This window comes from Fischerella sp. JS2, assembly GCF_032393985.1.
In the GTDB taxonomy this organism is placed as follows: domain Bacteria; phylum Cyanobacteriota; class Cyanobacteriia; order Cyanobacteriales; family Nostocaceae; genus Fischerella.
On sequence record NZ_CP135918.1, the window covers coordinates 6,555,030 to 6,577,585 of the forward strand.

Annotated in this window: 20 protein-coding genes; 9 read left to right on the forward strand and 11 right to left on the reverse strand. The window is 38.3% G+C overall.

Annotated elements, in window-relative coordinates; genetic code table 11:
* Nucleotides 1-97: 97 nt before the first annotated feature.
* From RS893_RS28140 to RS893_RS28150, 3 genes are all read right to left on the reverse strand, one after another.
* Nucleotides 98-1,225 (reverse strand): DUF6745 domain-containing protein, encoded by a 1,128-nt coding sequence (locus RS893_RS28140; protein ID WP_315788870.1) that lies wholly within the window; start codon nt 1,223-1,225, stop codon nt 98-100.
* 967 nt (nt 1,226-2,192) lie between these two features.
* Nucleotides 2,193-2,582: a GFA family protein gene (locus RS893_RS28145; RefSeq protein ID WP_315788871.1), complete on the reverse strand. Its 390-nt coding sequence runs from the start codon at nt 2,580-2,582 to the stop codon at nt 2,193-2,195.
* A gap of 22 nt (nt 2,583-2,604) precedes the next feature.
* On the reverse strand, nt 2,605-2,865 hold the full coding sequence (locus RS893_RS28150) for a hypothetical protein (RefSeq protein WP_009455393.1): 261 nt from the start codon (nt 2,863-2,865) through the stop codon (nt 2,605-2,607).
* A gap of 510 nt (nt 2,866-3,375) precedes the next feature.
* On the opposite strand from RS893_RS28150, the gene RS893_RS28155 reads away from it, so the two are divergent.
* Nucleotides 3,376-3,750 carry a DUF4870 domain-containing protein gene (locus tag RS893_RS28155; RefSeq protein ID WP_315788872.1) on the forward strand — a complete coding sequence of 125 codons (375 nt, stop codon included), beginning with the start codon at nt 3,376-3,378 and terminating at the stop codon, nt 3,748-3,750.
* Nucleotides 3,751-3,845: 95 nt separating this feature from the next.
* On the opposite strand, the gene RS893_RS28160 is transcribed toward RS893_RS28155, so the two are convergent.
* Complete coding sequence (locus RS893_RS28160) at nt 3,846-4,016, reverse strand: hypothetical protein (protein WP_315788873.1); 171 nt, start codon at nt 4,014-4,016, stop codon at nt 3,846-3,848.
* 114 nt (nt 4,017-4,130) lie between these two features.
* Here RS893_RS28160 and RS893_RS28165 point away from each other — a divergent pair, with 114 nt between their 5' ends.
* Nucleotides 4,131-5,009, forward strand: coding sequence for a 5'-methylthioadenosine/S-adenosylhomocysteine nucleosidase (locus RS893_RS28165; RefSeq protein ID WP_315788874.1), 879 nt, complete (start codon nt 4,131-4,133; stop codon nt 5,007-5,009).
* Nucleotides 5,010-5,084: 75 nt separating this feature from the next.
* Complete coding sequence (locus tag RS893_RS28170) at nt 5,085-5,573, forward strand: hypothetical protein (RefSeq protein ID WP_315788875.1); 489 nt, start codon at nt 5,085-5,087, stop codon at nt 5,571-5,573.
* Between the two features lie 259 nt (nt 5,574-5,832).
* Here RS893_RS28170 and alaS read toward each other — a convergent pair whose 3' ends face one another.
* Nucleotides 5,833-8,478, reverse strand: a complete 2,646-nt coding sequence (gene alaS, locus RS893_RS28175; RefSeq protein ID WP_315788876.1) for an alanine--tRNA ligase — start codon at nt 8,476-8,478, stop codon at nt 5,833-5,835.
* A gap of 371 nt (nt 8,479-8,849) precedes the next feature.
* Between alaS and RS893_RS28180 the strand changes: the two genes are divergently transcribed.
* Entirely contained in the window at nt 8,850-9,053 is a 204-nt protein-coding gene (locus RS893_RS28180) for a heavy-metal-associated domain-containing protein (RefSeq protein ID WP_315788877.1), read from the forward strand.
* A gap of 949 nt (nt 9,054-10,002) precedes the next feature.
* Nucleotides 10,003-11,031 (forward strand): diguanylate cyclase, encoded by a 1,029-nt coding sequence (locus RS893_RS28185; protein ID WP_315788878.1) that lies wholly within the window; start codon nt 10,003-10,005, stop codon nt 11,029-11,031.
* 6 nt (nt 11,032-11,037) lie between these two features.
* On the opposite strand, the gene RS893_RS28190 is transcribed toward RS893_RS28185, so the two are convergent.
* Nucleotides 11,038-11,715, reverse strand: coding sequence for an ATP-dependent Zn protease (locus RS893_RS28190; protein WP_315788879.1), 678 nt, complete (start codon nt 11,713-11,715; stop codon nt 11,038-11,040).
* Between the two features lie 428 nt (nt 11,716-12,143).
* Here RS893_RS28190 and RS893_RS28195 point away from each other — a divergent pair, with 428 nt between their 5' ends.
* A complete protein-coding gene (locus tag RS893_RS28195) occupies nt 12,144-12,530 on the forward strand; it encodes a VOC family protein (RefSeq protein ID WP_315788880.1) in 387 nt (128 codons plus the stop codon).
* Nucleotides 12,531-12,705: 175 nt separating this feature from the next.
* Entirely contained in the window at nt 12,706-13,587 is an 882-nt protein-coding gene (gene ylqF / locus RS893_RS28200; RefSeq protein WP_315788881.1) for a ribosome biogenesis GTPase YlqF, read from the forward strand.
* A gap of 43 nt (nt 13,588-13,630) precedes the next feature.
* Here ylqF and RS893_RS28205 read toward each other — a convergent pair whose 3' ends face one another.
* The gene (locus RS893_RS28205; RefSeq protein WP_315788882.1) at nt 13,631-13,906 is read right to left on the reverse strand and encodes a hypothetical protein; all 276 of its coding nucleotides are present in this window, start codon (nt 13,904-13,906) and stop codon (nt 13,631-13,633) included.
* A 2,283-nt stretch (nt 13,907-16,189) separates the two neighbouring features.
* On the opposite strand from RS893_RS28205, the gene RS893_RS28210 reads away from it, so the two are divergent.
* Entirely contained in the window at nt 16,190-17,359 is a 1,170-nt protein-coding gene (locus tag RS893_RS28210) for a DegT/DnrJ/EryC1/StrS family aminotransferase (RefSeq protein ID WP_315788883.1), read from the forward strand.
* A 160-nt stretch (nt 17,360-17,519) separates the two neighbouring features.
* Here RS893_RS28210 and RS893_RS28215 read toward each other — a convergent pair whose 3' ends face one another.
* The 4 genes from RS893_RS28215 to RS893_RS28230 form a co-directional block, all read right to left on the reverse strand.
* Nucleotides 17,520-18,392: an NAD(P)-dependent oxidoreductase gene (locus RS893_RS28215; protein WP_315792125.1), complete on the reverse strand. Its 873-nt coding sequence runs from the start codon at nt 18,390-18,392 to the stop codon at nt 17,520-17,522.
* Nucleotides 18,393-18,434: 42 nt separating this feature from the next.
* Nucleotides 18,435-18,995 (reverse strand): Uma2 family endonuclease, encoded by a 561-nt coding sequence (locus RS893_RS28220; protein ID WP_315788884.1) that lies wholly within the window; start codon nt 18,993-18,995, stop codon nt 18,435-18,437.
* A gap of 678 nt (nt 18,996-19,673) precedes the next feature.
* Nucleotides 19,674-20,672 (reverse strand): GTPase ObgE, encoded by a 999-nt coding sequence (gene obgE / locus RS893_RS28225; RefSeq protein WP_315788885.1) that lies wholly within the window; start codon nt 20,670-20,672, stop codon nt 19,674-19,676.
* A 106-nt stretch (nt 20,673-20,778) separates the two neighbouring features.
* Nucleotides 20,779-21,471 (reverse strand): Mo-dependent nitrogenase C-terminal domain-containing protein, encoded by a 693-nt coding sequence (locus RS893_RS28230; RefSeq protein ID WP_315788886.1) that lies wholly within the window; start codon nt 21,469-21,471, stop codon nt 20,779-20,781.
* A gap of 247 nt (nt 21,472-21,718) precedes the next feature.
* On the opposite strand from RS893_RS28230, the gene RS893_RS28235 reads away from it, so the two are divergent.
* Complete coding sequence (locus tag RS893_RS28235; protein ID WP_315788887.1) at nt 21,719-22,537, forward strand: class I SAM-dependent methyltransferase; 819 nt, start codon at nt 21,719-21,721, stop codon at nt 22,535-22,537.
* Nucleotides 22,538-22,556: the final 19 nt, after the last annotated feature.

Sequence of the window (22,556 nt, forward strand, 5' to 3'; positions counted from 1 at the left end):
AGGGGACCGGTGAGTTCCCCATCACCCCACCTCCCCACCATAGCGATCGTATTACAACACCCAGAAGGTCCGATTCGCCTGGAGACTGTTCCTCAAATCAAGTTTGCATGGCAAATTCTGCTGGTGCAACTCCCCAATTCGCCCAAGTAATTGCTTCTTGTGCTGATTGTACATTTGGTGGCACACGTAACACATGAATATATCCTGTGCTGGGACAAGTCATCTTTAATAAATAAATCGGTTCTACATCTACATCGTTCTCTATTTTTAATAATGTATATTCTTGATACCGATCTAACTCAGATGCTTGTAATTGTTCAATCATACGAGCGTAGCCGATACCCTGAATCAATACTCGTCGTAGTTCAGCGTTATCTTCTTGTAATAACCATTGTGCTTGCCATTGTTGGGGGTGTAGCTTGCCGTATTTTTCTGGTAAAGTAACACCGTGATAGGCGTAAAGTTTGTATCCGTCGGCAAATTCAATCGCAGTTTCACCTTCAGCGTGAAGGCGGTTGTCGCTATCAAAGCACAGTTTGGTGGGGCGATCGCACACTACTGCTACTCTTTTATAAGGAAAAATCCAACCACAAGATTTAGCCAAAGATTGAAATAACTGCAATAACTCTTGATCAGCAGTGTAATTTAATGCAGATTTCCAAAATTCTAACCAACTGCAATAGCTGCAAAATGTAGCAGCAGGTATGAAGTTACTGTCATATTGTTTGCCTAATTCATTTTGCAGTTGATGATACAGTGCTGATAAATTTACTTCAATTTCTAACTCAATGAGATATCCTAATTCAGTTTTTAACTGCTGTTCTAAAGATTTCATGTAAGAAAGAAATTGATAATACAATGTGGTGTGAATGTGTACATTAATATTATCTGGTCTTTGAATAGCAATAGGATCTTGATAATATCTTGCCTGAGCCGGAAATAACTTTAATATACGTAAACGCAATTGTAACAATTTCTGCACTAAGCGTGGAATCATTAAATTTTCACAACTTGGTAAAGCCTTACTCATAGCCTCATAAGGGCTTTCACAGAATACAACTTCTGGCATAGCAAGACCACAAAAAGCATAAACTTCTTTAACTGCCTCAGCTGCTTTTTTTCGGTCAATTCGCTGAGTTGAAAGAGCAATATTTCTCCACTTGCGTTGATAAATTGGAACTAAATTCTCCTGTTCTAGACTTAGTGTTGCAAATTGGTATGACATACTAAAATAGGTTTAGTTAATATGTTATATTTTCAAAGTAACTCCAACGTTCCAAGTCTGCGGTAGTTTCTGTTAACTTTTCACTATTCCAATAGTCGTAACCAACCGCTAAAAACAATCAAGAAAATTGTTACTAAGCTAACAAAATAAGCATTCTGTATTTTCACAACAAAGATGATGCCTAAAATCGTATGTTCTATACAAAATATATGACTGGAAATTGTATGTTAGACTGGCATCTGTGAGAAAGTTATCATAATTATTCCTATGACACAGTTAACTCAGAGATAACATTGATAATAATGAGAAGGCAAGAGATATGCAACAAGAAATACATAACTTATATTGCTCTTTATTTCTCTATAGACAAACAAAATACTTCCTCCCTAGTTGAGTCAATAATAGTTATAATGCAAATTTAAAGGTTTAGCTGCTTTAAATCAGTCTGCAATCGTTACATTATAACTATGGTGTATAATAAACAACTAGTTCCCAAACAGAATTCATTAAATATTTTTAAAATCCAAGTATTTTTTACACTTGTTAGAAAATTTATGAAGATAGGTAATTTGTAATTACATGACCAAAATAAAGCTTTATATTTGATCGTCATGAAGCGATCGCTAATGATTTAGCTGCTGTGAGTGTGGTGATTGTAGTAACGAGTGTGCTTTAAAAATTCTTAATCTTTCATTCCAAAAGCGATGAGGTTTCATTGTAATGATTTTGAAACTAATGATTTTATTACTTCAAAAATAACAAAGAGCATTCCACAATTGAGAATACTCTTTTTAAGTAAAATATATGAAATTTATGTAAATTTTAGTAATGTAGAGACGTGCATAGCATGTCTCTACACATCATCAAATCTCACTAACCATTATTAATCGAATAGTATGAAAATATAGCTAGTAGGTAATATTTATTTTCTCGCTAATATTACAAATCAAAACTAGCCTGATTTAACTTAACGCAACTTGTGTATATTTTGCTCCCAATTTGCCCCGTCGAAAGGTACAATTTCAAAGTTTTTCACTACATCACCATCTAGACAACGGATGTTAACATCTATGCTGTCTGGATGACTACGAGGAATATAAAAAGAGTGTATTCCACAAATGCGACAAAATTTATGCTGGGCAACTCCTGTATTAAATGTGTAAGTTGTTAATACATCATCGCCTTGGAGTAATGTAAATTTACCTTGTGGCACGATTAAATGCAGAAATCCTTTTTTTCTGCAAATAGAACAGTTGCAATCATCGGCTTTATGCCTATCAACTACAACTTGAAAACGTACTGCGCCACAATGGCATCCGCCTGTATATGTAATTGATTCTTGGATATTGGCTGTCATGTGAATAGAGAAATGCTAGGTTTTAGGCATGTAAATTAGCTTGTTCTTGCAACCAAGGATCTACTGGTTGTCCGTCTTTGCGCCGTAATTCAATTTCTACTACCATCACTTCTTTAGAACCTGGAGGGGCAGGTTTTTTATGGAAAATAATGTCATAATCTGCGGGATTATGATTACGTTCTTTTAACCATTCTTGTACTTTAGTTGTCGCAAAAAATGATTGCCCTTGTTCAAACATCTGGGTAATTTGCATTTGTAAAGAGTAAGGATTTAAACGACCCATTTTTTACCGCCTCTTTTAAGTAATGTTAAAGTTAGAACTTTGCCTTACTTTATCTTAGTCTCTGTTGTGATTTTGAACGGGTATTTTGAGATATTGCACCAGTTTTTGCGTCTGCCAAGAAATATATCAAGGTTTCTGAACCCACTACTATGGTTAGATGACATTCGGTGCTTTGAGTGTTAATCCTGTTGGCAGACTTCAATACCAATTCACATCAGTAATAAATTGGCAGGCTATTTGCCTGCCAAAGACGAATCTTAACTCAAAGCGTTTCTTAATTCTGTTCTAGCACTTTCTCAGATTTGTGGTAATTTACTGGTATCACTCTATTGATTTTGAGAAAATTGGAGAGTTCGGTAAACCTCATTATCGATAATTGAGCCATAGCAGTCAAAGTTAATCTGTCTACAGAAAAAGCCTGAAAACTTCCTAGTACGGCAACCTGCAATACTAAATTTATAAGGCGATCGCTACAATCAAAGCTAGAAAGCGAATGGGGGAGCTACCAGGATGCAAGTCACATACAATTCTGATCAGCGCAAATTGCTATCATCTCTGTGTCATGGGGCGATTTTCTTTAGTACAGCGTTGTTTTCGATTGGGGTTCCAATTGTAATTAACTTACTTTCTGATGATCCTGTTGTGAAAAGCAACGCCAAAGAATCAATTAATTTTCACTTCAATGTTTGGTTTTGGGGAACTGTCATCGGAGTCCCTATTGGAATTCTATCTTTCCTAACCTTTGGTATCGGCGGAGTTTTGTTCTTTCCTGTTGTTGCTTTTGGTTTTCTACTGCACTGGGGATTGACAATTTGGGCATTATTAAAGTGTTTCAGTAATCCTGATCAACCTGTCCGTTATCCGTTTATTTTTCGACTGTTCTAATCGTTCCCACTCAAGATTAAGTTTATTTTTGGAAAAGGGATTGAAGCTAAGCATCCCTTTTTTTGTTTTAGGATGCGATCGCATTCTACCGTTGGTTAAAATTCTAGGATTTCCTTGATCACACTCTTCAAGTCTTTTTCAGCAGGACGTTTAGCAAACTGTTCGTGATTATAAATCCACACCAGTTTAATTACATAGTCAATATTGTTAACCAAATACATCAATCTGACTTGTCCAGAAGCACCTTTGGAAACCTTCAATTCCAACTTGTGAAATGTCCATCCTTCAGGTAGCTGAATTTTCCCTGGTAAAGGTTCATTACGGGAATTTATTGGATATTGATCATCGATAATATCGTTACGACTGAAGAGTGGCTTGATATGCTTGGAGTAAAAGCAAAACTTAAGCCATCAGTCATAAAAGATAGCAAACCGCTTTCATCGCAATCAAATAAAGAATATAAAGAGGCAAGCATCGGTTCTACAGATCCTTTGATAGATTTTGCAATCATTACGGCTATAGATATTGAACTAAAGGCTGTATGCGAGGCTTTTCAAATAACGGCAGAACATCGAGTGCGTAAAGGGTCGCGTGTTTACTGGCGCAATCGCATGGAACTTCAAAACAGTGAATTTTACGAAATAGTGGTTGCACAATCACCTGATATGGCTAATGTAGATGTAGCTCTTTTAGCATCTGACACAATTCACCATTGGCATCCAGAGGCTATGTTGATGGTTGGTATAGCAGCAGCAGCAAGTCAAGAGCAAACGTTAGGGGATATTGTTGTGGGAAATGCTATTTACTACTATGAGCGAGGAAAGATTACACCTGAAGGATTAAAGCCTGAACCATACCAGTATCCTGTTGATCAAACATTGTGGAGCCGAATTATTTCTCTTCCTGAGTGGAATGGAATTATTTCAGTGTCAAGACCTGACGGTATGAACAGTAGACCAAGGATTCATCCTGGGGTAATTGCTTCCGGTGAAAAAGTAATAGCTGATGCAGCGATGCGTGATGATATTGCTGCTGCCCATAGAAAAATAGTAGCGATTGAAATGGAAGGGTACGGTGTAAGCAAAGCTGCTTGGCAAAGCTTTGAAAGAGTGCGTCACATAGTCATTAGAGCTATTTGTGATTTTGCAGACTCTAGCAAAAGTAGCGAATGGCATTCTTATGCTGCCGCAGTTGCCGCAGGCTATACTAAACATTTCCTCCTCGACAGACCTCTTGAACTGAGAAATCAATCTTGTTAGTGCTATTTATATCCTTAAGTTTCTTATTTTGAATTGGCTTGTAGATTTTTAACTTTATCCTCCCAGGAATGCACCATGAGTGGCGATACACAACGAATGTTGGAAGTTTTTCTTCAGGAATATGAAAAACTCAAGGATGAACAAGCGCAACGCATTGGCTTCCGTGACAACCTTCTTTACTTTACTCTTGGGGTATTTGGCGCTATCATCTCTTTCGCGGTTTCCAATAAAGCTAATTATTATGCACTTCTTGTTATACCTTGGGTTTGTCTAATTCTAGATTGGACTTACCTGGTTAATGATGAAAAAATTACTGCTATTGGTAAATATATCCGCCTAACGTTGGTTGAAAAAATCAAGGAACAAACTGGTAATACAGATATTGAGTCTATATTTGGTTGGGAAATTGCCCATAGAAACGATCAGCGGCGGAGACGACGTAAGATAGAGCAGCTAACTATTGACCAAATTACTTTTGTGTTTTCAGGAATTAGCGGATTGATAGCGTTTTGGTTTTTTAGTACCACAACCTCATTGGACTGTCCAAGTTCTTTGTTGGATTGAATTAGGACTTCTAATAGTTTTGAGTGTAGAAATCGTGATATATGCTGATTTGGCAAAGGGTCGTTAAATTTTACTCGCTTAACTTCATAAATGTACTAGCTGTCATGCTTCAAAAGCATAATATACATGTAATTCAAAATACTAAATGTAGGGTTTTATCTTTCTATCACAAACAGATGGTGGATTAGGACTGAACCTAACCCACCCTATGAGTTTATTAATATTTCAGGACAAACAAGATGTCTGCTTTATCAAAAGATTAACCCAACGCTGACTTTAACTCGGCTGTTGCCTTTTCCAACGCCTCTGGCAATTTACTTGCATCGCGTCCGCCGGCTTGTGCCAAATTGGGACGTCCACCACCGCCACCGCCACAAATTTTGGCGATCGCACCGATAAATTTCCCAGCTTGCAGTCCCTTCTTATTCACCTCTGGCGAAAAAGCTGAAACTAAACTAACTTTCCCAGCTTCGGGAACAGAACCCAAGACCACCGCCGCACCTGCACCAAGTTTTTGCTGCAAGCGTTCTGCCGCAGTTTTCAAAGACTCTGCATCAACGTCTTCCAGCTGGGCGACAAGAACTTTATAATCGCCTACAGTTTCCACTGTTTGCAGGAGTTGATCAGATTTAACAATCGCTAACTGTGATTTGAGATTTTCTAATTCCTTTTGGGTGTTTTTGAGTTCGTTTTGCAGAATGGTGATTCTGTCTGGTAACTCTTCTGGTTTAACTTTGAATCTGTCGCTTAAATCTTTGACTACCGTATCCCGGACATTTAAGTAGTCTAGTATAGCCGGACCAGATACCGCTTCAATTCGCCGTACCCCAGAAGCAACCCCAGCTTCCGAGATAATTTTAAACACACCAATCTCAGCAGTATTACTGACGTGAGTACCACCGCACAATTCCATTGACACGCCAGGGAAATCAATCACGCGTACGTCGTCACCATATTTTTCGCCAAACATGGCGATCGCACCTTTAGCTTTTGCTTCTGTGATGGGCAAAATTGCTACTTTCGCAGAGTGCGCCTCAGCAATCCAAGTGTTTACCTGTTCTTCTATTTGCTGAATCTCTTCAGCAGTTAAAGCCCGAGGACAGTTGAAGTCAAAGCGCAATCTGTCAAAGTCGACTAAAGAACCCGCCTGCGAGATCGAATCATCAACTATTTTCTTTAATGCCGCTTGCAGTAGGTGAGTAGCGGTGTGGTTAGCTTGGGCGCGACGGCGACAAGCGCGATCAATTTGGGCAGAAACAGTATCGCCGACTCTCAGCGTACCCCGTTCGATGCGTCCGAAGTGGATATGAAAATCCGATTCTTTCTTGACATCGTTAATAGTAACAACGACACCCTCACCACTGAGATAACCTTTATCGCCTATTTGTCCGCCCGACTCTGCATAAAATGGCGTTTTGTCGAGGACGATTTGCACGTCTGTTCCCGCTTCTGCTTCTTCTTCAGCCATACCATTGATAAGTATCGCTTCAACTTTTGCAGTTGCTGTTGGTTCTGTATAACCCAAGAATTCCGTAGCGTGGATATGTTCTGCTAGTTTGTCGAGAGAACCTTGCACAGTTAAATCTATGGTTTCGTGGGCTTCTCTGGCGCGTTGTCTCTGCTTTTCCATTTCCGCATCGAAGCCAGCAACATCAACTGTAAAGTTGTTTTCTTCAGCAATTTCTTGAGTTAATTCTAAGGGGAAACCATAAGTATCAAACAATGTGAAAGCATCTTCACCGCTAATTTGGGTTTTGCCCTGTTGCTTCACCTTAGCAATAATTTCCTCAAGCAGCTTTTCGCCTCTTTCCAAAGTTTGTAAGAAGCGAGATTCTTCTCGTTGCAATTCTGCTTTAATGTTATTTTCCCGTTGACGGAGATTGGGGTAAGCATCTTCTGCTAGGGAAATGGCAACTTCCGCAATTTGGCTGGTAAATTCTCCTTGAATACCTATTAAACGTCCATGTCGTACCAGACGCCGAATTAGACGCCGCAGCACATAACCCCGTCCGACGTTGGCAGCGCGAATCTCATCAGCAATCATATTAACGACAGCGCGAGTGTGATCGCCGATGATTTTCAGGGAAACTTGAATTTTCTCGTCCGACTTGTGGTAGTCAATACCAGCGATTTCTGCTGCTTTTTTGATGATTGGGAAAATTAAATCAGTTTCGTAGTTGTTGGGAACACTTTGGAGAATCTGCGCCATCCTCTCCAAACCCATGCCGGTATCGATGTTTTTGTTCGTAAGGGGTGTGAGGTTGCCTTCTGCATCCCGATTGTATTGCATGAAGACGAGGTTGTAAAACTCGATGAACCGAGTATCGTCTTCTAAATCGATATTGTCGTCACCTCGTTCTGGATGGAAATCATAGTATATTTCTGAACAGGGACCACAGGGGCCAGTCGGGCCAGATGCCCAGAAGTTATCATCTGCACCCATGCGTTTGATGCGCTTTTCCCGAACGCCAATTTTATCCCGCCAAATTGCGTAAGCTTCGTCATCTTCTTCGTAGACGCTGACAACAAGGCGTTCTGGGGGTAACTTAAAGACAGTGGTCGAAATTTCCCAACCCCAAGCGATCGCTTGTTCTTTGAAATAGTCACCGAAGCTGAAGTTACCCAGCATTTCAAAGAACGTATGATGCCGTTTGGTACGGCCGACGTTTTCGATATCGTTGGTGCGGATGCATTTTTGGGAAGTCGTCGCCCGTTTAAACTCTGGTGTGCGTTGTCCCAAAAAGATGGGTTTAAATGGTAGCATCCCCGCGATCGTCAGCAGTACTGTCGGATCTTCTGGAACAAGGGAGGCACTTGGGAGAATCTGGTGTCCCCGTTGGGCATAGAAGTCAAGGAATAAGGTGCGTATTTCGTTACCGCTGAGGTACTGGGGATGAAAAGACATAGGTTCTTACACGAAGACTAGGGAGTTAGGGGACTGTTAGTTTTTGGTTGTTGGTTGTTGGTTGTTGGTTTTTGGTTGTTGGTTGTTTAACATCATCCCCAAACCACTAACCACTAACCACTAACTAGTCTCTCTTACAAAAAAAGTATGCCGCAGAAAAGGACTTCTGTGCCACTAACTACGTAATGCTTCTGAAGAGGGATTTACTTGTTCAGTGTAATTGCATAACTAACTTGTGACAAAGTCGCTGTCAAATGTGCCGCTATATGAAGCTGCACATTTTCCTGACTTTAGTAGGATGAGGAGTTTAACTTTGTTCCATAAAATAAAAATCTCAAAATTTGTAGTATTTTTACGTACCGAGGTTGTTTATGGCCCTGAAATTAACAGTCCCAAATATATCTTGTGAGGGTTGTGCCAGCACAATTGCAGAATCTATTCACACAATGGAACCTGATGCAAAAGTCGCGGTAGATGTCAAAGGTAAAACTGTAACCGTAGAATCCGCAGCATCAGAAGAGTCTATCAAACAAGCAATTGTTGCAGCTGGATATACTATCGAAGGCTATCAATAATAATTAAAATTTTGGATTAACCTTGTTCCATCAAGGAACTATTGGTCAAAGGGAAAGGAGGAAAGATAAGTGGGTAGAAATTTTCTTTACCCTACTCTTACATGATTATCTCTTGCAAGTGATTAATTATTTTTACCTTCTTTAACTTCATTTGTGTAATTATTCTGAATTGTGATTTTTGAATTGTTTGTTGATTCCCAGGCAATAATTCCTTGATGGTACAAGCCGCCAGAAAAATCTGTAGGTTCAATCCAAAATCTAACTTGAAAATGGGTGTAGGGGTGTAAGAAGATAGGTATTTTTATCCTTGGTTGTGCCAAAAGCTAGCATAAATGATTGTCTTGAAAAGCTTACCTGCCCTTAGGAAACTCACCGTTCCTCAAGGGGGGATAGCCTCGCCGGAAATTGGCTTCGCGTCTACAAACTTTTCGCAAAATCCAAACTTGTTTGATACCGAAGTGATAGATATACTCTATTCCTAGAGGTAATTAAGTACGTAATGGTTTTTACGGAAATTTGCATAAAATTATTCATGTACTTGATATCAGTACAATAATGTCTGAAAGTTTTACTGAAGGAACAATTTCATATTAAAGAGTAGTAGGTAATGTAATTATTTTATCGCTGTAGAATTTTGACTAACAGACTCCTGGAAATTACAGTAATGCTTTTATACTTAAAAAGATTATTCAGTATTTATACTGTTTGAAATTAAGGTTAACTGGGCAGAAATTAGGTATCAGAAATTTTAACTCTAGACACTGTAGTGAAGATTAGTATTTTAAGGAGATAAACATTGAAAATTGCTTGTAGCTCGGACAACAAGACAATAAAATGAGGGGTAATACCCCTAGTTAAATATGTAGGTATTTATAGTAAAGAGAGTAAACCTGAATAGGGTTCACTAGGACCATTCCCTCAAAGTTAAAATGGGGCAAAAAGCAAAACAATGAAGATTTCTATTCTGATCTTTGGAAGTGATAACTTTATCGCCAAACTTCCAGATCAGATCTATGATGCAAACTCTTTTAATTTAGAAGTTATCACTAATCTTAATCAGGCGATATCTCGCATTCAAATCACGCCGCCCGATATATTAATTGTCCAGACAAGCTGTGATGGCAGCACGGAACTCTGTTATTGGTTAAAAGAACAAACAAAATTATCTTGGATCTACTGTATTGTTTTGGAGGATCGCTCTCAATTACTTCTAGATAGAAGTAGGTATGGCAGAGAATGGGAATTAGAAATGACTTCGATCGCCCTTAAGGAAGGGGCTGATGCTTATATATGGCTACCTCTAGAGGAAACAGATTCTACCTCAGCAGAGTTAACCGCTAGCCAAAACTTGTTGCTAGCACAATTAACTATTGGTTTGCGAAAAGCACAGAAATACCGCGATTTGATCCGGACAAATGATTTGTTGTCAGCGATCGCTTTAGCTGATTCACTGACACAATTGAGTAATCGTCGGGCTTTAGAGTGGGATTTACCGAGACAAATCCAAAAAGCCCGTACTAATGGCACTCCTTTGAGTTTGATTATTTTAGATGTTGATTATTTTAAAAAAGTTAACGATTCTTACGGTCATTTAGTTGGCGATCGCCTTTTGCAGTTATTATCCAATCGACTGCGGCAAAATCTCCGATATCAAGACACTCCTTTTCGTTATGGCGGAGAAGAATTTGTGATCCTTCTTAGCCACACAAGTTGCGATGAAGCAGTAGTGGTGGCGCGTCGTCTCAACCGTATAGTTAGCGAAAAACCATTTGCAATCAACAATCAACTCTCAATCAACATTACTATTAGCTTGGGAACAGCTTGTCTGCGAATGGAAGATGATGTTAACGGTATCAGCCTGTTGAACCGCGCCGATCAATGTTTATTGCAAGCTAAAGCGGCTGGACGTAACTGTGTAATTAGCTGTGAGAAATACTTTTCTCACCATACCTCTCATCTGCGGGTAGTCTCTTCTTAAAAAATTTTATAATTTCCCGTCAATAATTTTTACGCATTCTGCTACTGTAGCCTTGTGTCGCATCGCATCTACCAAAGCTTGATAAGCCGACCAATTTTCTTCCAGGAGTGTTTTAGCCTGTAACGCACAAAAACGTTGTTTTTGTTCACAAGCAGACGCAGAAAAACCCAAACTCCTCAAAACTCCTGCCAATTTGCTTTTATCATCAGCCCCACCTTCAGCATTTTCATATACTAAAGTTTCAGCAGTAATACCTGCCATCCATACAGTACAGTAACGATCTATCATTTGGGCGCTTAGCGTACCCCGTTCTAGTTGAGATGCTAACTCAGCATCATCAAAACTAACACCACCTTGTCCTGGTTGTTTTTGCTTCCAAGCTTCCCAAGCACTGAGGGTATAGCCGATGACGGGAATACCCAACAGATACGCTACCAAAAAATGTCCAGCTTCGTGATGAATGATGCGTTCTCTGTGTTTCGGCGAAAACCCGGCTACCCAATCTAAAAATATAGTTCCCCCCTTACCTTGCAAGCCGAAAGAATCGAAGGTAGCTATCCCCAAAATCGTAAAGGTCGCAAGTGCTGGTACGGTGGGCGATAAATTAAACATTGACCCTACTAAAGTCGAAAGGGTGATGAGAAACACAAAAATTGCAACTAAATTCAGGGCGGTTTTGCTCATACTAGACTGAAATCTTGCTGCTTAATATTTCTTAATTTTATTATGGAGCGATCGCAGCAAGTCTAAGTAGATCAGCACAATTAAAGTTAAGTCAATGGTCAATTGTCATTGGTTAGTGGTTAGTGGTTAGTGGGTAGAGACGCGAGGAACATCGCGTCTGTACATTAGTGGTTAGTTGTTAGTGGTTAGTTGTTTTACTCTCCACACTCCACCCTACGGGAAGCCGAAGAAGGCGCACGGCAGGTGACGCTCTTTCTTTATGCCGGGAAACCCTTACTACTTTACAGAAGCCGAGTAAAGCGCGTCTACGGCAATCGCTCATGGGGGCCGGTGAGTTCCTCACCTCCTCGATCCATAAGTACCCTCAGGGGTGCTGCCAAGATGTAAAAACAATCTTACAATGTCAACCAGTTTGTAGTTGGCGCTTTATGCTATTTCAATGTACTGACGCACTTGTGACTTTCGCATCTTTTGAGTTTGAAAGATTAGTTAGTTTTTATACTAATCTTTTTCATCAAAAACCTGAACATACCATATCTAATGTCTATGCTGAGTTCCAACTACCTAGTTTAAAATTAGGAATATTTAAACCAAAACAAACTCATTATTTAGAATTTGAGTATTCAACTAAAAGCAAAATTAGTTTGTGTTTAGAGGTGAGAAGTTTAGAGGATGCGATCGCTCACTTAACAGATTTAGGCTATCCCCCACCAGGGGAAATTATCATTGCATCTCACGGTAGAGAAATTTATGCTTATGACCCTGATGGCAATCGTTTGATTTTACATCAGTCTGAACTTAAAAAAGGGGTGTAAAGGGTGTAAGAATTTACCCTAATGTACACGAATTTATCTGCGGAAAAGATAACTAAAATTTGTATCAAGCTAAAAGTGCGACGAGTCTACTTACCATCCTGAGAGCGAAATCCCATTATTTATGGGGTTTTCCTTTTGCCTTCTCATTAATTAACTAATATCAAAAAATAAAAAAATGGGTATAAACCAAAACTACAAATTAAATTTGATTCAGTGGTATCCTGGTCACATTGCCAAAGCTGAAAAAAACCTCAAAGAACAACTCAAGCTTGTAGATGTGGTGCTAGAGGTACGGGATGCTCGCATTCCTTTGTCAACCTTTCATCCCCAGATATTACAATGGATAGGGAATAAAAAACGGTTGTTGGTGTTGAACCGCTTAGATATGATTTCTGACCAAGTACGTCAGTTGTGGATAGACTGGTTTCAACGCCAAGGTGAACAAGTTTTTTTTACCAATGCCCAACAAGGTCAAGGAGTAGCGGCGGTATCAAAAGCAGCACAAGCTGCTGGTGTGGAACTCAATAAAAGAAGACGCGATCGCGGTATGTTACCCCGTCCAGTCCGGGCTGTGGTAATTGGTTTTCCTAATGTTGGTAAGTCAGCTTTAATTAATCGCTTGGTGGGACGGCGAGTAGTGGAGAGTGCAGCGCGTCCTGGGGTGACTCGCCAATTGCGTTGGGTGCGAATCTCCGAAGAGTTGGAATTACTGGATGCTCCTGGTGTAATTCCTGCTAAGTTAGAAGACCAAGAAGCGGGATTAAAATTGGCTGTTTGTGACGATATTGGTGAAGCAGCTTACGATAATCAATTAATAGCAGCAGCATTCGTAGATTTAGTGAATGAACTTTATGCGATCGCACCTGATGTATTACCAGAAAATCCTTTGCGATCGCGCTACGATCTCGATCCTACATCTTTCACCGGCGATTCATACTTGCACAACTTATCAGAGTTACGTCATAAAGGTGATGTTGAACGAACTGCACGGCAAATCTTAACTGATTTTCGCAAGGGGTTGTTGGGTAAACTTCCCTTGGAACTTCCGCCAAACTGATGGGAAAGTTGCAAAACCAATTATGAGCAAAGCTAACTTAATACTAGGTCATATAAAATACTAATCCAAACGCAGAGATCGCAACTAGTGCAGGAACCACAGTGCTGAACTCAAATTGTCTTGTCTTGAAAGTTTGTAAACAGTGTATAGGAATGACCAAGGGCCAGCAGATAAGTGCGATCGCTAACAACACTAAAGATAAAAATTTATCCTCAGGAGAATCAACAGGATGACGCAAATGAAATCTCAACCAGTTGATCAAAAAATAGCAGGTCATCAGTAGGTAACTAACAACCAAAGACAGTTGAATTTTGTTCACCTTGGGATCTCCTTTTATCTCTCAGATTCAGCAAAAATGAATTTGATTAATTCATGACATACAATTCTTAATGATATTTATATGTTCAAAAAAATGCTGTTACCTTTATCACTTACGCTTAAGCTAAGACTTTTATTCGTAGATAAATGTTAATAGAATCACTCATATAGATAAATCAGTACTTCTACCGAATTTTAATTGCTATAGATTAGATTAGCCATGATACCATACTCATAATAACAAGCAGGCTACACATCATATATTCTGTAAATAATTGATTTTTTCCTCATGCTATAGCAATCGATTTGATTCCTAAAAACTCTTAGTGGCAGGGAAATATTAACAGGGGTCGCTTAAAAAGAAAGAAGTGATTAAACGCGTACTGAATTTTTTCAAAAATCAAATAAGAGTCTTATGTACTCAGATTCTCAATACTGCTGTGACAAAAGTCCAATAGTTTCTGCAAGCTGATAAAAAAGTGTTCTTGCTGCTGTTACATCATCAATAAACTGCTACTCTTAATATCTTATACATGCCCAATATTTTAGTATAATAATTTATTTTTTGACTAATAATTTACAAATATTGCATATGAGTTACACTTCAGTATCTTAATAGCATAATATGCGTATCAATCCAACTTAAAATGAATAAACTTTTAAAATATAAAAATTTTCCAATCAATTATATAGGGCATTCTGAAGAAAAAATGCTTACTTTAATTGAGCAAGGAAAGATACCTGAAAACATAAGCATTAGACCTATTACATGAATTCTAAAAACCCCCCTCAATCCCCCCGTTCACCGAGGGAATATTTAGTTCCTTCCCCGTAAACGCTTAGGGTTAGGGTGGGGAAAAACTTATGGTGAAACGGTGTTATACGCATTTTTTGATCTCAATTTTTCACAAAAAACATGATAAAAGCGCCTAACGCATCATGTGATCGATGGTGCGTTAGGTTGAAGCCATAACACAACGCCAGATGACGCCAGCTGCTTTATGCCGGGAGAGGAGTCCACCGCACTGGCTTCCTACTTAAGATTTACTGCTGTATTTTTCTCAACAGTTATCTAAAGTTGCATAAAAATTGCATATAAGTTGTAATTAAAAGTATTATATGCTTATCAATTTAAATCGTACAAAATAAATTGATCAATATAATAAACTGTTATTTTAACAGTGGATTTAAATATAAAACTATCCAATAATTTTTATATAATTTTCTGAATAAATCTCTCTTAATATAGTTGTCAAAAGGAAGTTAAATACTCAAAAAGTCATTAAATTCGTTAGATTTTCAGTCAATTAAACAAATTTATATTGCTGCTCGGTTCATGAAAGGAGATAATCTTATAAATCATAAACTTTTGGCTTGTATGAGCTTATTTTTTTGGATATTGGAATTTTGTTTTACATAAAAAAATAATATAGATTAGCTTGAATCTCTAAGTAGTATTTACAATTAAAGTAGTTGGAAATACTTGTTTTTTATTTTTAATACATAGTGTTTCTAGAAAATGCTTATTTTTACTAAAAAAAAGTTAAAATATTTTTAGTATAAATGCACACTTTTATTTTTCATAAAAATTTTTAGTTAGAGAGAGAATTTAGAGTATATTAGCTAAAGATTTTAAATTTTACATAAAAAAGTTTTTCCGTATATGCACCAGTATAAATTTTGTATATATAATTCTAGATGATTAGAATCCCTTGTATATAAGTAATTTGTCAATGAAAAGAGAGCATGAAAATTTAGTTTTTTTCATTTTTCTAAAATCTAATACAAACTATTTAGTGAGAAACACGATACTCGAAAATTTTAGTAGCTCAAATAAACAGAAAAAAATTTTTATGATACTCTGGAAAAGTATTGATAAATTATTTCTGTTTGCGAATAAACAGATAAGACTTAAATATTCTCTTTGTTGCAACAATAGTTTTGATGTTTTATATGTTGCAATTACCTAACATTTCGGTGTAAGAATAAATTCTCTGACTGATAGCGCAATTCCGTTGAAAATGGATTTGAAGGCTTACCAGTCAGTAAATTGCAAACTAAAGCTAAAAGCCCTTGAAATTGATTTTTTGGCGGGAGTTATTTCCAGAATGTTATGTATGTGATGTCTACCCAAATTTATGCTGCTAAATTCAATGATTAAATTTGGCAGTTAATCAAGTCTTTATATCTTGAACATTTAATAGTTTATTGCGTAAATTTCTGAAACTGAGAAATCGCCACTTTTTGATTTTTGACATTATTATTTTTTTTATTACATCATTGAATGTCTCAATCAATTCTTCTTTCAACACCTCATATAGGTGATCTTGAACTAGAATTTGTCAAAGAAGCCTTTGATACTAATTGGATTGCCCCTGTTGGTCCCCAGATAGATGCTTTTGAGCAGGAATTTTGCCAAGTAACTGGTGCTGGTGATGCTGCTGCTGTTAGTTCTGGCACTGCGGCTTTGCATTTGGCTTTACGATTAGTTGGTGTAGAACTTGGAGACGAAGTTTTTTGCTCTACTTTAACATTCATTGCTAGTGCTAACCCCATTGTTTATCAAGGAGCAAAACCTGTATTTATAGATAGTGATCGCACTTCTTGGAATATGAATCCTGACTTGTTGCAGGAAGCACTAGAGAAACGCGCACGAATTGGCAAGTTACCCAAAGCAGTTATAGTCGTGCATTTGTTTGGTCAAAGTGCAGATATTGATCCGATTCTCCAAGCTTGCAATCAATATGATATTCCTTTAATTGAAGATGCAGCAGAAGCATTAGGTGCTACCTACAAAGGACGTTATGTTGGTACTTGTGGACGAATTGGTATTTACTCCTTCAATGGTAATAAAATCATTACCACCTCTGGTGGTGGCATGTTGGTGTCTGATGACTCAAAATTAGTGGCAAAAGCTCGTTTCTTGTCAACTCAGGCACGCGATCGCTTTCCTTACTACCAACACTCAGAAATTGGCTACAACTATCGCCTCAGTAGCATTGCATCTGCCATTGGTCGTGGTCAGTTGCGTGTTTTACCACAACGAATTGCATCAAGACGACGCAACTTTATGATTTATACCTCTGCTTTGGGAAATTTACCAGGAATAGAATTTATGCCAGAAGCTAATTATGGACAGGCTACTCGCTGGCTAACCTGCTTAACGATCAATCCTCAAGCTTTTGGTGCAGATAGAGAACAAGTGCGCCTAGCACTTGCTGCACAGCAAATAGAGTCTCGTCCAGTTTGGAAACCTTTGCACCTCCAGCCTGTTTTTGCTGAATGTGAATCTATTGGTGGTGCAGTGGCAGAAGATTTATTTACAAACGGTCTGTGCTTGCCTTCTAGTTCTAATCTCACAGATGAAGATTTGCAGCAAGTAATTAATGGCATCATAGGAGTTTACAACTCAAAAAACAGACAAGTAATGAATGTGTCTGAATATAAAAACTAAGAACTAAATAGAAAAGGACTTATACTAAATATAAAAAACGAACCGCAAAGAACGCATTAGACGCGCTCATAGGCTACTTTCAGAAGCCTATGAGCGCGTCTATGCGGTTCATTTCTTAACGATTTTGCGTAAGTCCCATAACATTTAAATAGAAAATTCTCTATTTGCTGACTAATTTCTCTAATTCTGCTCTCAAAGATAGAGGTTGATACCCTAATGCAAAAGCTTTAGAACTGTCTAAAGAAACATCACTGGGTCTGGGGGCAGCCATTTTTACATCTTGTTGCCGACAAGCTTTTAATCCAGCAGTGGGTAATTGAAATGTTTCTACTAATAAACGTCCAAAATCATAACGAGAAATTCTTTCTTTACCACCCAAGTGAATTATTCCTTGCACTTTTTCTAATGCTAATAATAATCCTTTGGCTGCGGTAGTGGCACTTACTGGTGTGCGAAATTCATCTATAAATAATTTTATGTCTTTGCCCTCTTGCAGAGTTTTGATAAACGGCTGGATAAAGCTGGTAGCAGTGGGTGTAGCTGCACCAAACATTAATGGCATTCTACACACGGCAGTCATCGGATAGCGTTCTAACATTCCCACTTCTGCCATCGCTTTTTGCTCACCGTATCTATTTACAGGACATAGGGAATCTGTTTCTCGATAAGGAGGATTTAAACCATCAAAAACAAGGTCGGTAGATGTAAATACGCAAGGAATAGAAGCATCTGCACACAAACCAGCTATATTTTGGGAGACTATAACATTAGTTGTGTAAGATTCCTCAGGATGATTTTGGCAATAATTAGGTTGTGATTGCGCTGCGGTATGAATGACTGCGACTGGCTGAATTTTATTAAATACCTGTTTTAGTTCTTGAAAGTTTGTTAAATTGACTTTCTGCATTTTGGTATTGGGAATTTCTACAGAATTAGTCAAGTAGGTTCCATAGACTTCCCAATCTAGATTTGCTAATTGACAAAGATGCCAACCTAAAAATCCACTAGCTCCAGTAACTAATAGTTTGTGCATCATTAAACTTCCATGCTATTCAGGCAGAGAATAACATGAAATTTAGATTTTTACATCTTCATAAATATCTGCGATCGCTATTTCTAAGTCTACCGAAGATAATTGCAGATTATCTTCTTTTCCCAGTTCTTCCACAAACCAGTTATTCTGATTGTTTTTGCGGTACACTTCAACTTTGATTTCAGATTCTGAAACTAAAATGTATTCTTGTAAGTTTTGTAATTGCCGATAATTCATCAACTTTTCATTACGATGAATACGTTCCGTTGCTGATGAAAATACTTCCACTATCAAACAAGGTTGACTTTTGTAAAATTTTTCTCGATCTTGAGGGTTGCAGGTAACAGAGATATTTGGATAATAAAAGATGTTTAATTTAGGAATTTTAATCTTCATTTCTGATGAATAAACTCGATAGTTTGTACAAAACAAATGTGTACGTAATCGGGTCAATATATTGCCAGTAATGACTTTACTTTTATCACTATCTTCTCGCATTGGATAGACTTGCCCAGCCAAATATTCGTGACGGATTCGGCTTTCTAGTTCAAATTGTAAATATTCTTCAACGCTAAGATTCAAAAATTTGCTATGAGTATACATCCTCTATCACACTGTGTAGATGGGTAAGTAAGTGTATCCAGAATTTTTACAAAATTATACCAATTTGAAAAAAGAATACAACACATGGATTATATAAGACCCCACCCCAACCCTCCCCTTTCCAAGGGGAGGGTGGGGTTAGGCGGGTGGGGTTATCTGTCGCAAACATTATTTGAATTGGTATTAGCACCCTGGTTTTGTTGAAATATTAAACCCGATTGAACAGTTATAATTCTGTAGACGCAGCAAAAACTATACTGGCACGCATGACAGATATTTTTTTACTAACGATTAAATTAACTTGATATTAAGTCAATACTATTCGGTTATCTATTGTAAGTTTTTATGATGTAGATATACGTAAATAAATGTAAAAATTTATTCATTATATCTTTTGACTAAATTTTATATAGCTGTTCTCGTTTGGATAGATGCAATACGCTTGAACCCCAATCTCCCTGCAAGCGAGGAGAAGAGCAAAAGCACAGCTTTGGCGGGGTGGGGTTTCGACTGTAATTCACACAACTGAAAACTGCTATAATTCCCCTCAATGTCCGCGTAACTACTTATACTTTTTTGCCTTTTTGCATTTTTATAACTTTTCACAGACATTAACCTATTTTATGAATAGACAGAGAAAAAATAGGCATTCAAATAATGGCTTAACTTTAATATCAATTAAATTTTCTCTAGCACTGACCAAATTTCCTGTAGCATTGGCTCTAAACCAGTACCAGTAACAGCAGAAATTAAAAATACTGGGGCGTGGGAAAGATGATTAAGTTGTGTTGCCAATGCTTCTAAATCTACACTTTCCCTATCTACCGCATCGATTTTGTTGAGAGCTAAAATTTGTGGACGATTTGATAAACCCCTGCCGTAGTCCTGCAATTCTTGTTGAATAATCTTATAGTCTGCGATCGCATCTTCACTAGTAGCATCAATTAAGTGCAACAGCACTCGCGTACGTTCAATATGACGTAAGAATTCATGCCCCAATCCCGCCCCTTGGGAAGCACCTGCAATTAATCCCGGAATATCAGCAAAAACTGTACCATCACCATTGGGTTTACGTACCACACCCAAATTAGGCACAAGAGTAGTGAAGGGATAATCAGCTATTTTGGGACGTGCTGCTGATAAAGCAGATATTAAAGTAGATTTTCCAGCATTTGGTAAACCAATAATCCCTACTTCTGCCAGAAGTTTTAACTCTAAACGCAGCTGCTTTACTTCTCCTGGTAACCCTGGTAAGGCGTACTCCGGGGCGCGATTACGGTTACTCAAAAAATGCTGATTACCCAGTCCACCTTTACCACCTTTGGCAACTAGCAACTCTTGCCCAGGTTCTACCAAATCCCCGATTATTTCCTCTGTTTCGGCATCATAAACCACCGTACCGCAGGGAACTTCAATAATTAAATCCTTGCCATTTGCCCCGGTGCGATTATTTGGGCCACCACGAGAACCATTTTCTGCTTGAAAACGATGGTTGTATCTAAAGTCAAGTAAGGTTTGCAGACTTTCTACAGAACGTAAAAGCACCGAACCGCCCTTACCGCCATTACCGCCAGATGGCCCACCAGCTGGTACATACTTTTCTCGTCGGAAAGCGACAATCCCATCGCCTCCTTTACCTGCTGCTACTTCAATTTCTGCTTGATCGATGAATTGCATAATTGGTTGTTTGTTAGTAGTTAGTAGTTAGTAGTGTAGTAGGTTGTTGTTGGTTGTTTGTTGGTTCTTAACAACTAACCACTAACCACTAACCACTAACCACTAACTAAATATATTCCGAAACATCCTCACCACATTCATCTGCTAAATAGGAGAGGGCGCGGAAACGTAAGCCGACTAGCTGATCGTAAAGCGGATTAAGTTTACACAACGGTGGGATATGCACGACTTTGCGTCCAAATAACTTTACATCACGCTCAAATGGACACTGGGAAGGAATCATTTTGCATAAAAAGCGGGCAACTCTGGGATCTTCGATGTCTAGTCCATCTAGCCATTCGCGCACTGGGTGTAATGCGTCAAGTTGTCGCTTTGTAGGTGCGAGGATTAAAGGAGTCTCTAGCTGCTGTTCTACTGGTTCTGTTGGATGAAATTCTAAAGTATGACGCAGGGCCTCGAGTAAGTTCTCTGGTTCTCCCAAAGCCTTACACAACTCGTGTAGAAGATAGTCTTCGCTTTTAGAATATGTACCATCAGCGATCGCCACCATCACAGCTGTACGTAAGAAATTTTCTGCTGTTGGCGTACCACTGCCTAAAACAGTAGCCAATTCCTCTGGTTCAATAATATCTAAAGATTCTAAGTTTGTCTCAGGAGCCAGTTCATCTTTGGTGATGCTGGCAATTAATTCTTGTTCTTGGTCGTCAAAGTCACCATCTGCCCAAGCAATAGTCAGTAATCCACGCAGCCATGCTGCTATTTGTTCACTGCTGTAGGGAGATTGAACGGCACTTGTCATAAACTCACGCCTCTAGCTTTTCCCAAATCCATCCTAGTACAAGAAGGCATGAGGCTGATGGCTGAGGGCTGAAGCTAGAAACTTTGCATCATAAGTTTTTTATCCATTTTATATGGTAATTTTATTTACATCTTTAATTTTTCCTATGTCTAAGGCTCTTTCTCTTCTTTATCGTTTTTTGTTGTGTTAAAATTATTGAGAATTTTTGTAATTAAGTTTTCTAAAAAGGGTTAGTTAATAGATACTAATGACCAAAACTAAAGTTGATCTTGGTGTAATACAAGAAACATTATTAATTACCCTATGGGCAAGGGCTAAGGAAATCAAGCAACCTGAGCCGATTATTGTAGATCCTAAATCAGTCGAGATTCTAGAAGCAATTGATTATGATTTTGCTAAATTTGCTACTGCAAATAACTCGCAAACAGGTACTTGCTTGCGAGGTATGATCCTTGACAATTGGGTACGCACTTACCTAAAAAAATATCCGCAAGGTGTAGTTGTCGAAATTGGTGCAGGATTAAACACGCGTTTTGAACGGGTAGATAACAGACAAGTACGCTGGTTTGATTTAGATTTACCAGATGCAATGCAACTGCGTCAGCAGTTTTTCCCAAAAACAGAACGTCGTCATTTTATTACCGCTTCTTGTTTGGATACAGATTGGTTTGAGTGTGTGAAAGCTGTTGGTGTACAACCTTGTATGTTTGTAGCAGAAGGTGTGCTGATGTATCTAAATGAAAAACACGTACAGCAGCTTTTTGCTAATCTCTTGCAAGAATTTCCGGGTTCATGGTTTGCTTTTGATTCTATGTCACCTTTGATGGTAAAAAACCAAAAGCACCACGACTCCCTGAAATACACATCAGCCAAGTTTGATTGGGGAATTTCTGATATCCATAAAATTAAAAATTGGGATTCTCGCTATCAAATATTGGAGATTTGTAGATTTAGTGATTTGCCAAAAAAGTATTTAAAGCGTTTTTCTCTAATCAATCGCTTCTTGTTTTCGTATATCCCGCCCTTAGTAAATATGTATCGTTTGGCTTTAGTTAAATTAGGTTGATTTCCAAGAATATCAAGTT

Coding starts and splice junctions, on each gene's coding strand:
- RS893_RS28140 (WP_315788870.1), bottom strand. CDS start 1,225: ATGTCATACCAATTTGCAACACTAAGTCTAGAACAGGAGAATTTAGTT.
- RS893_RS28145 (WP_315788871.1), bottom strand. CDS start 2,582: ATGACAGCCAATATCCAAGAATCAATTACATATACAGGCGGATGCCAT.
- RS893_RS28150 (WP_009455393.1), bottom strand. CDS start 2,865: ATGGGTCGTTTAAATCCTTACTCTTTACAAATGCAAATTACCCAGATG.
- RS893_RS28155 (WP_315788872.1), top strand. CDS start 3,376: ATGCAAGTCACATACAATTCTGATCAGCGCAAATTGCTATCATCTCTG.
- RS893_RS28165 (WP_315788874.1), top strand. CDS start 4,131: ATGCTTGGAGTAAAAGCAAAACTTAAGCCATCAGTCATAAAAGATAGC.
- RS893_RS28170 (WP_315788875.1), top strand. CDS start 5,085: ATGAGTGGCGATACACAACGAATGTTGGAAGTTTTTCTTCAGGAATAT.
- alaS (WP_315788876.1), bottom strand. CDS start 8,478: ATGTCTTTTCATCCCCAGTACCTCAGCGGTAACGAAATACGCACCTTA.
- RS893_RS28180 (WP_315788877.1), top strand. CDS start 8,850: ATGGCCCTGAAATTAACAGTCCCAAATATATCTTGTGAGGGTTGTGCC.
- RS893_RS28185 (WP_315788878.1), top strand. CDS start 10,003: ATGAAGATTTCTATTCTGATCTTTGGAAGTGATAACTTTATCGCCAAA.
- RS893_RS28190 (WP_315788879.1), bottom strand. CDS start 11,715: ATGAGCAAAACCGCCCTGAATTTAGTTGCAATTTTTGTGTTTCTCATC.
- RS893_RS28195 (WP_315788880.1), top strand. CDS start 12,144: ATGCTATTTCAATGTACTGACGCACTTGTGACTTTCGCATCTTTTGAG.
- ylqF (WP_315788881.1), top strand. CDS start 12,706: ATGGGTATAAACCAAAACTACAAATTAAATTTGATTCAGTGGTATCCT.
- RS893_RS28210 (WP_315788883.1), top strand. CDS start 16,190: ATGTCTCAATCAATTCTTCTTTCAACACCTCATATAGGTGATCTTGAA.
- RS893_RS28215 (WP_315792125.1), bottom strand. CDS start 18,392: ATGCACAAACTATTAGTTACTGGAGCTAGTGGATTTTTAGGTTGGCAT.
- RS893_RS28220 (WP_315788884.1), bottom strand. CDS start 18,995: ATGTATACTCATAGCAAATTTTTGAATCTTAGCGTTGAAGAATATTTA.
- obgE (WP_315788885.1), bottom strand. CDS start 20,672: ATGCAATTCATCGATCAAGCAGAAATTGAAGTAGCAGCAGGTAAAGGA.
- RS893_RS28230 (WP_315788886.1), bottom strand. CDS start 21,471: ATGACAAGTGCCGTTCAATCTCCCTACAGCAGTGAACAAATAGCAGCA.
- RS893_RS28235 (WP_315788887.1), top strand. CDS start 21,719: ATGACCAAAACTAAAGTTGATCTTGGTGTAATACAAGAAACATTATTA.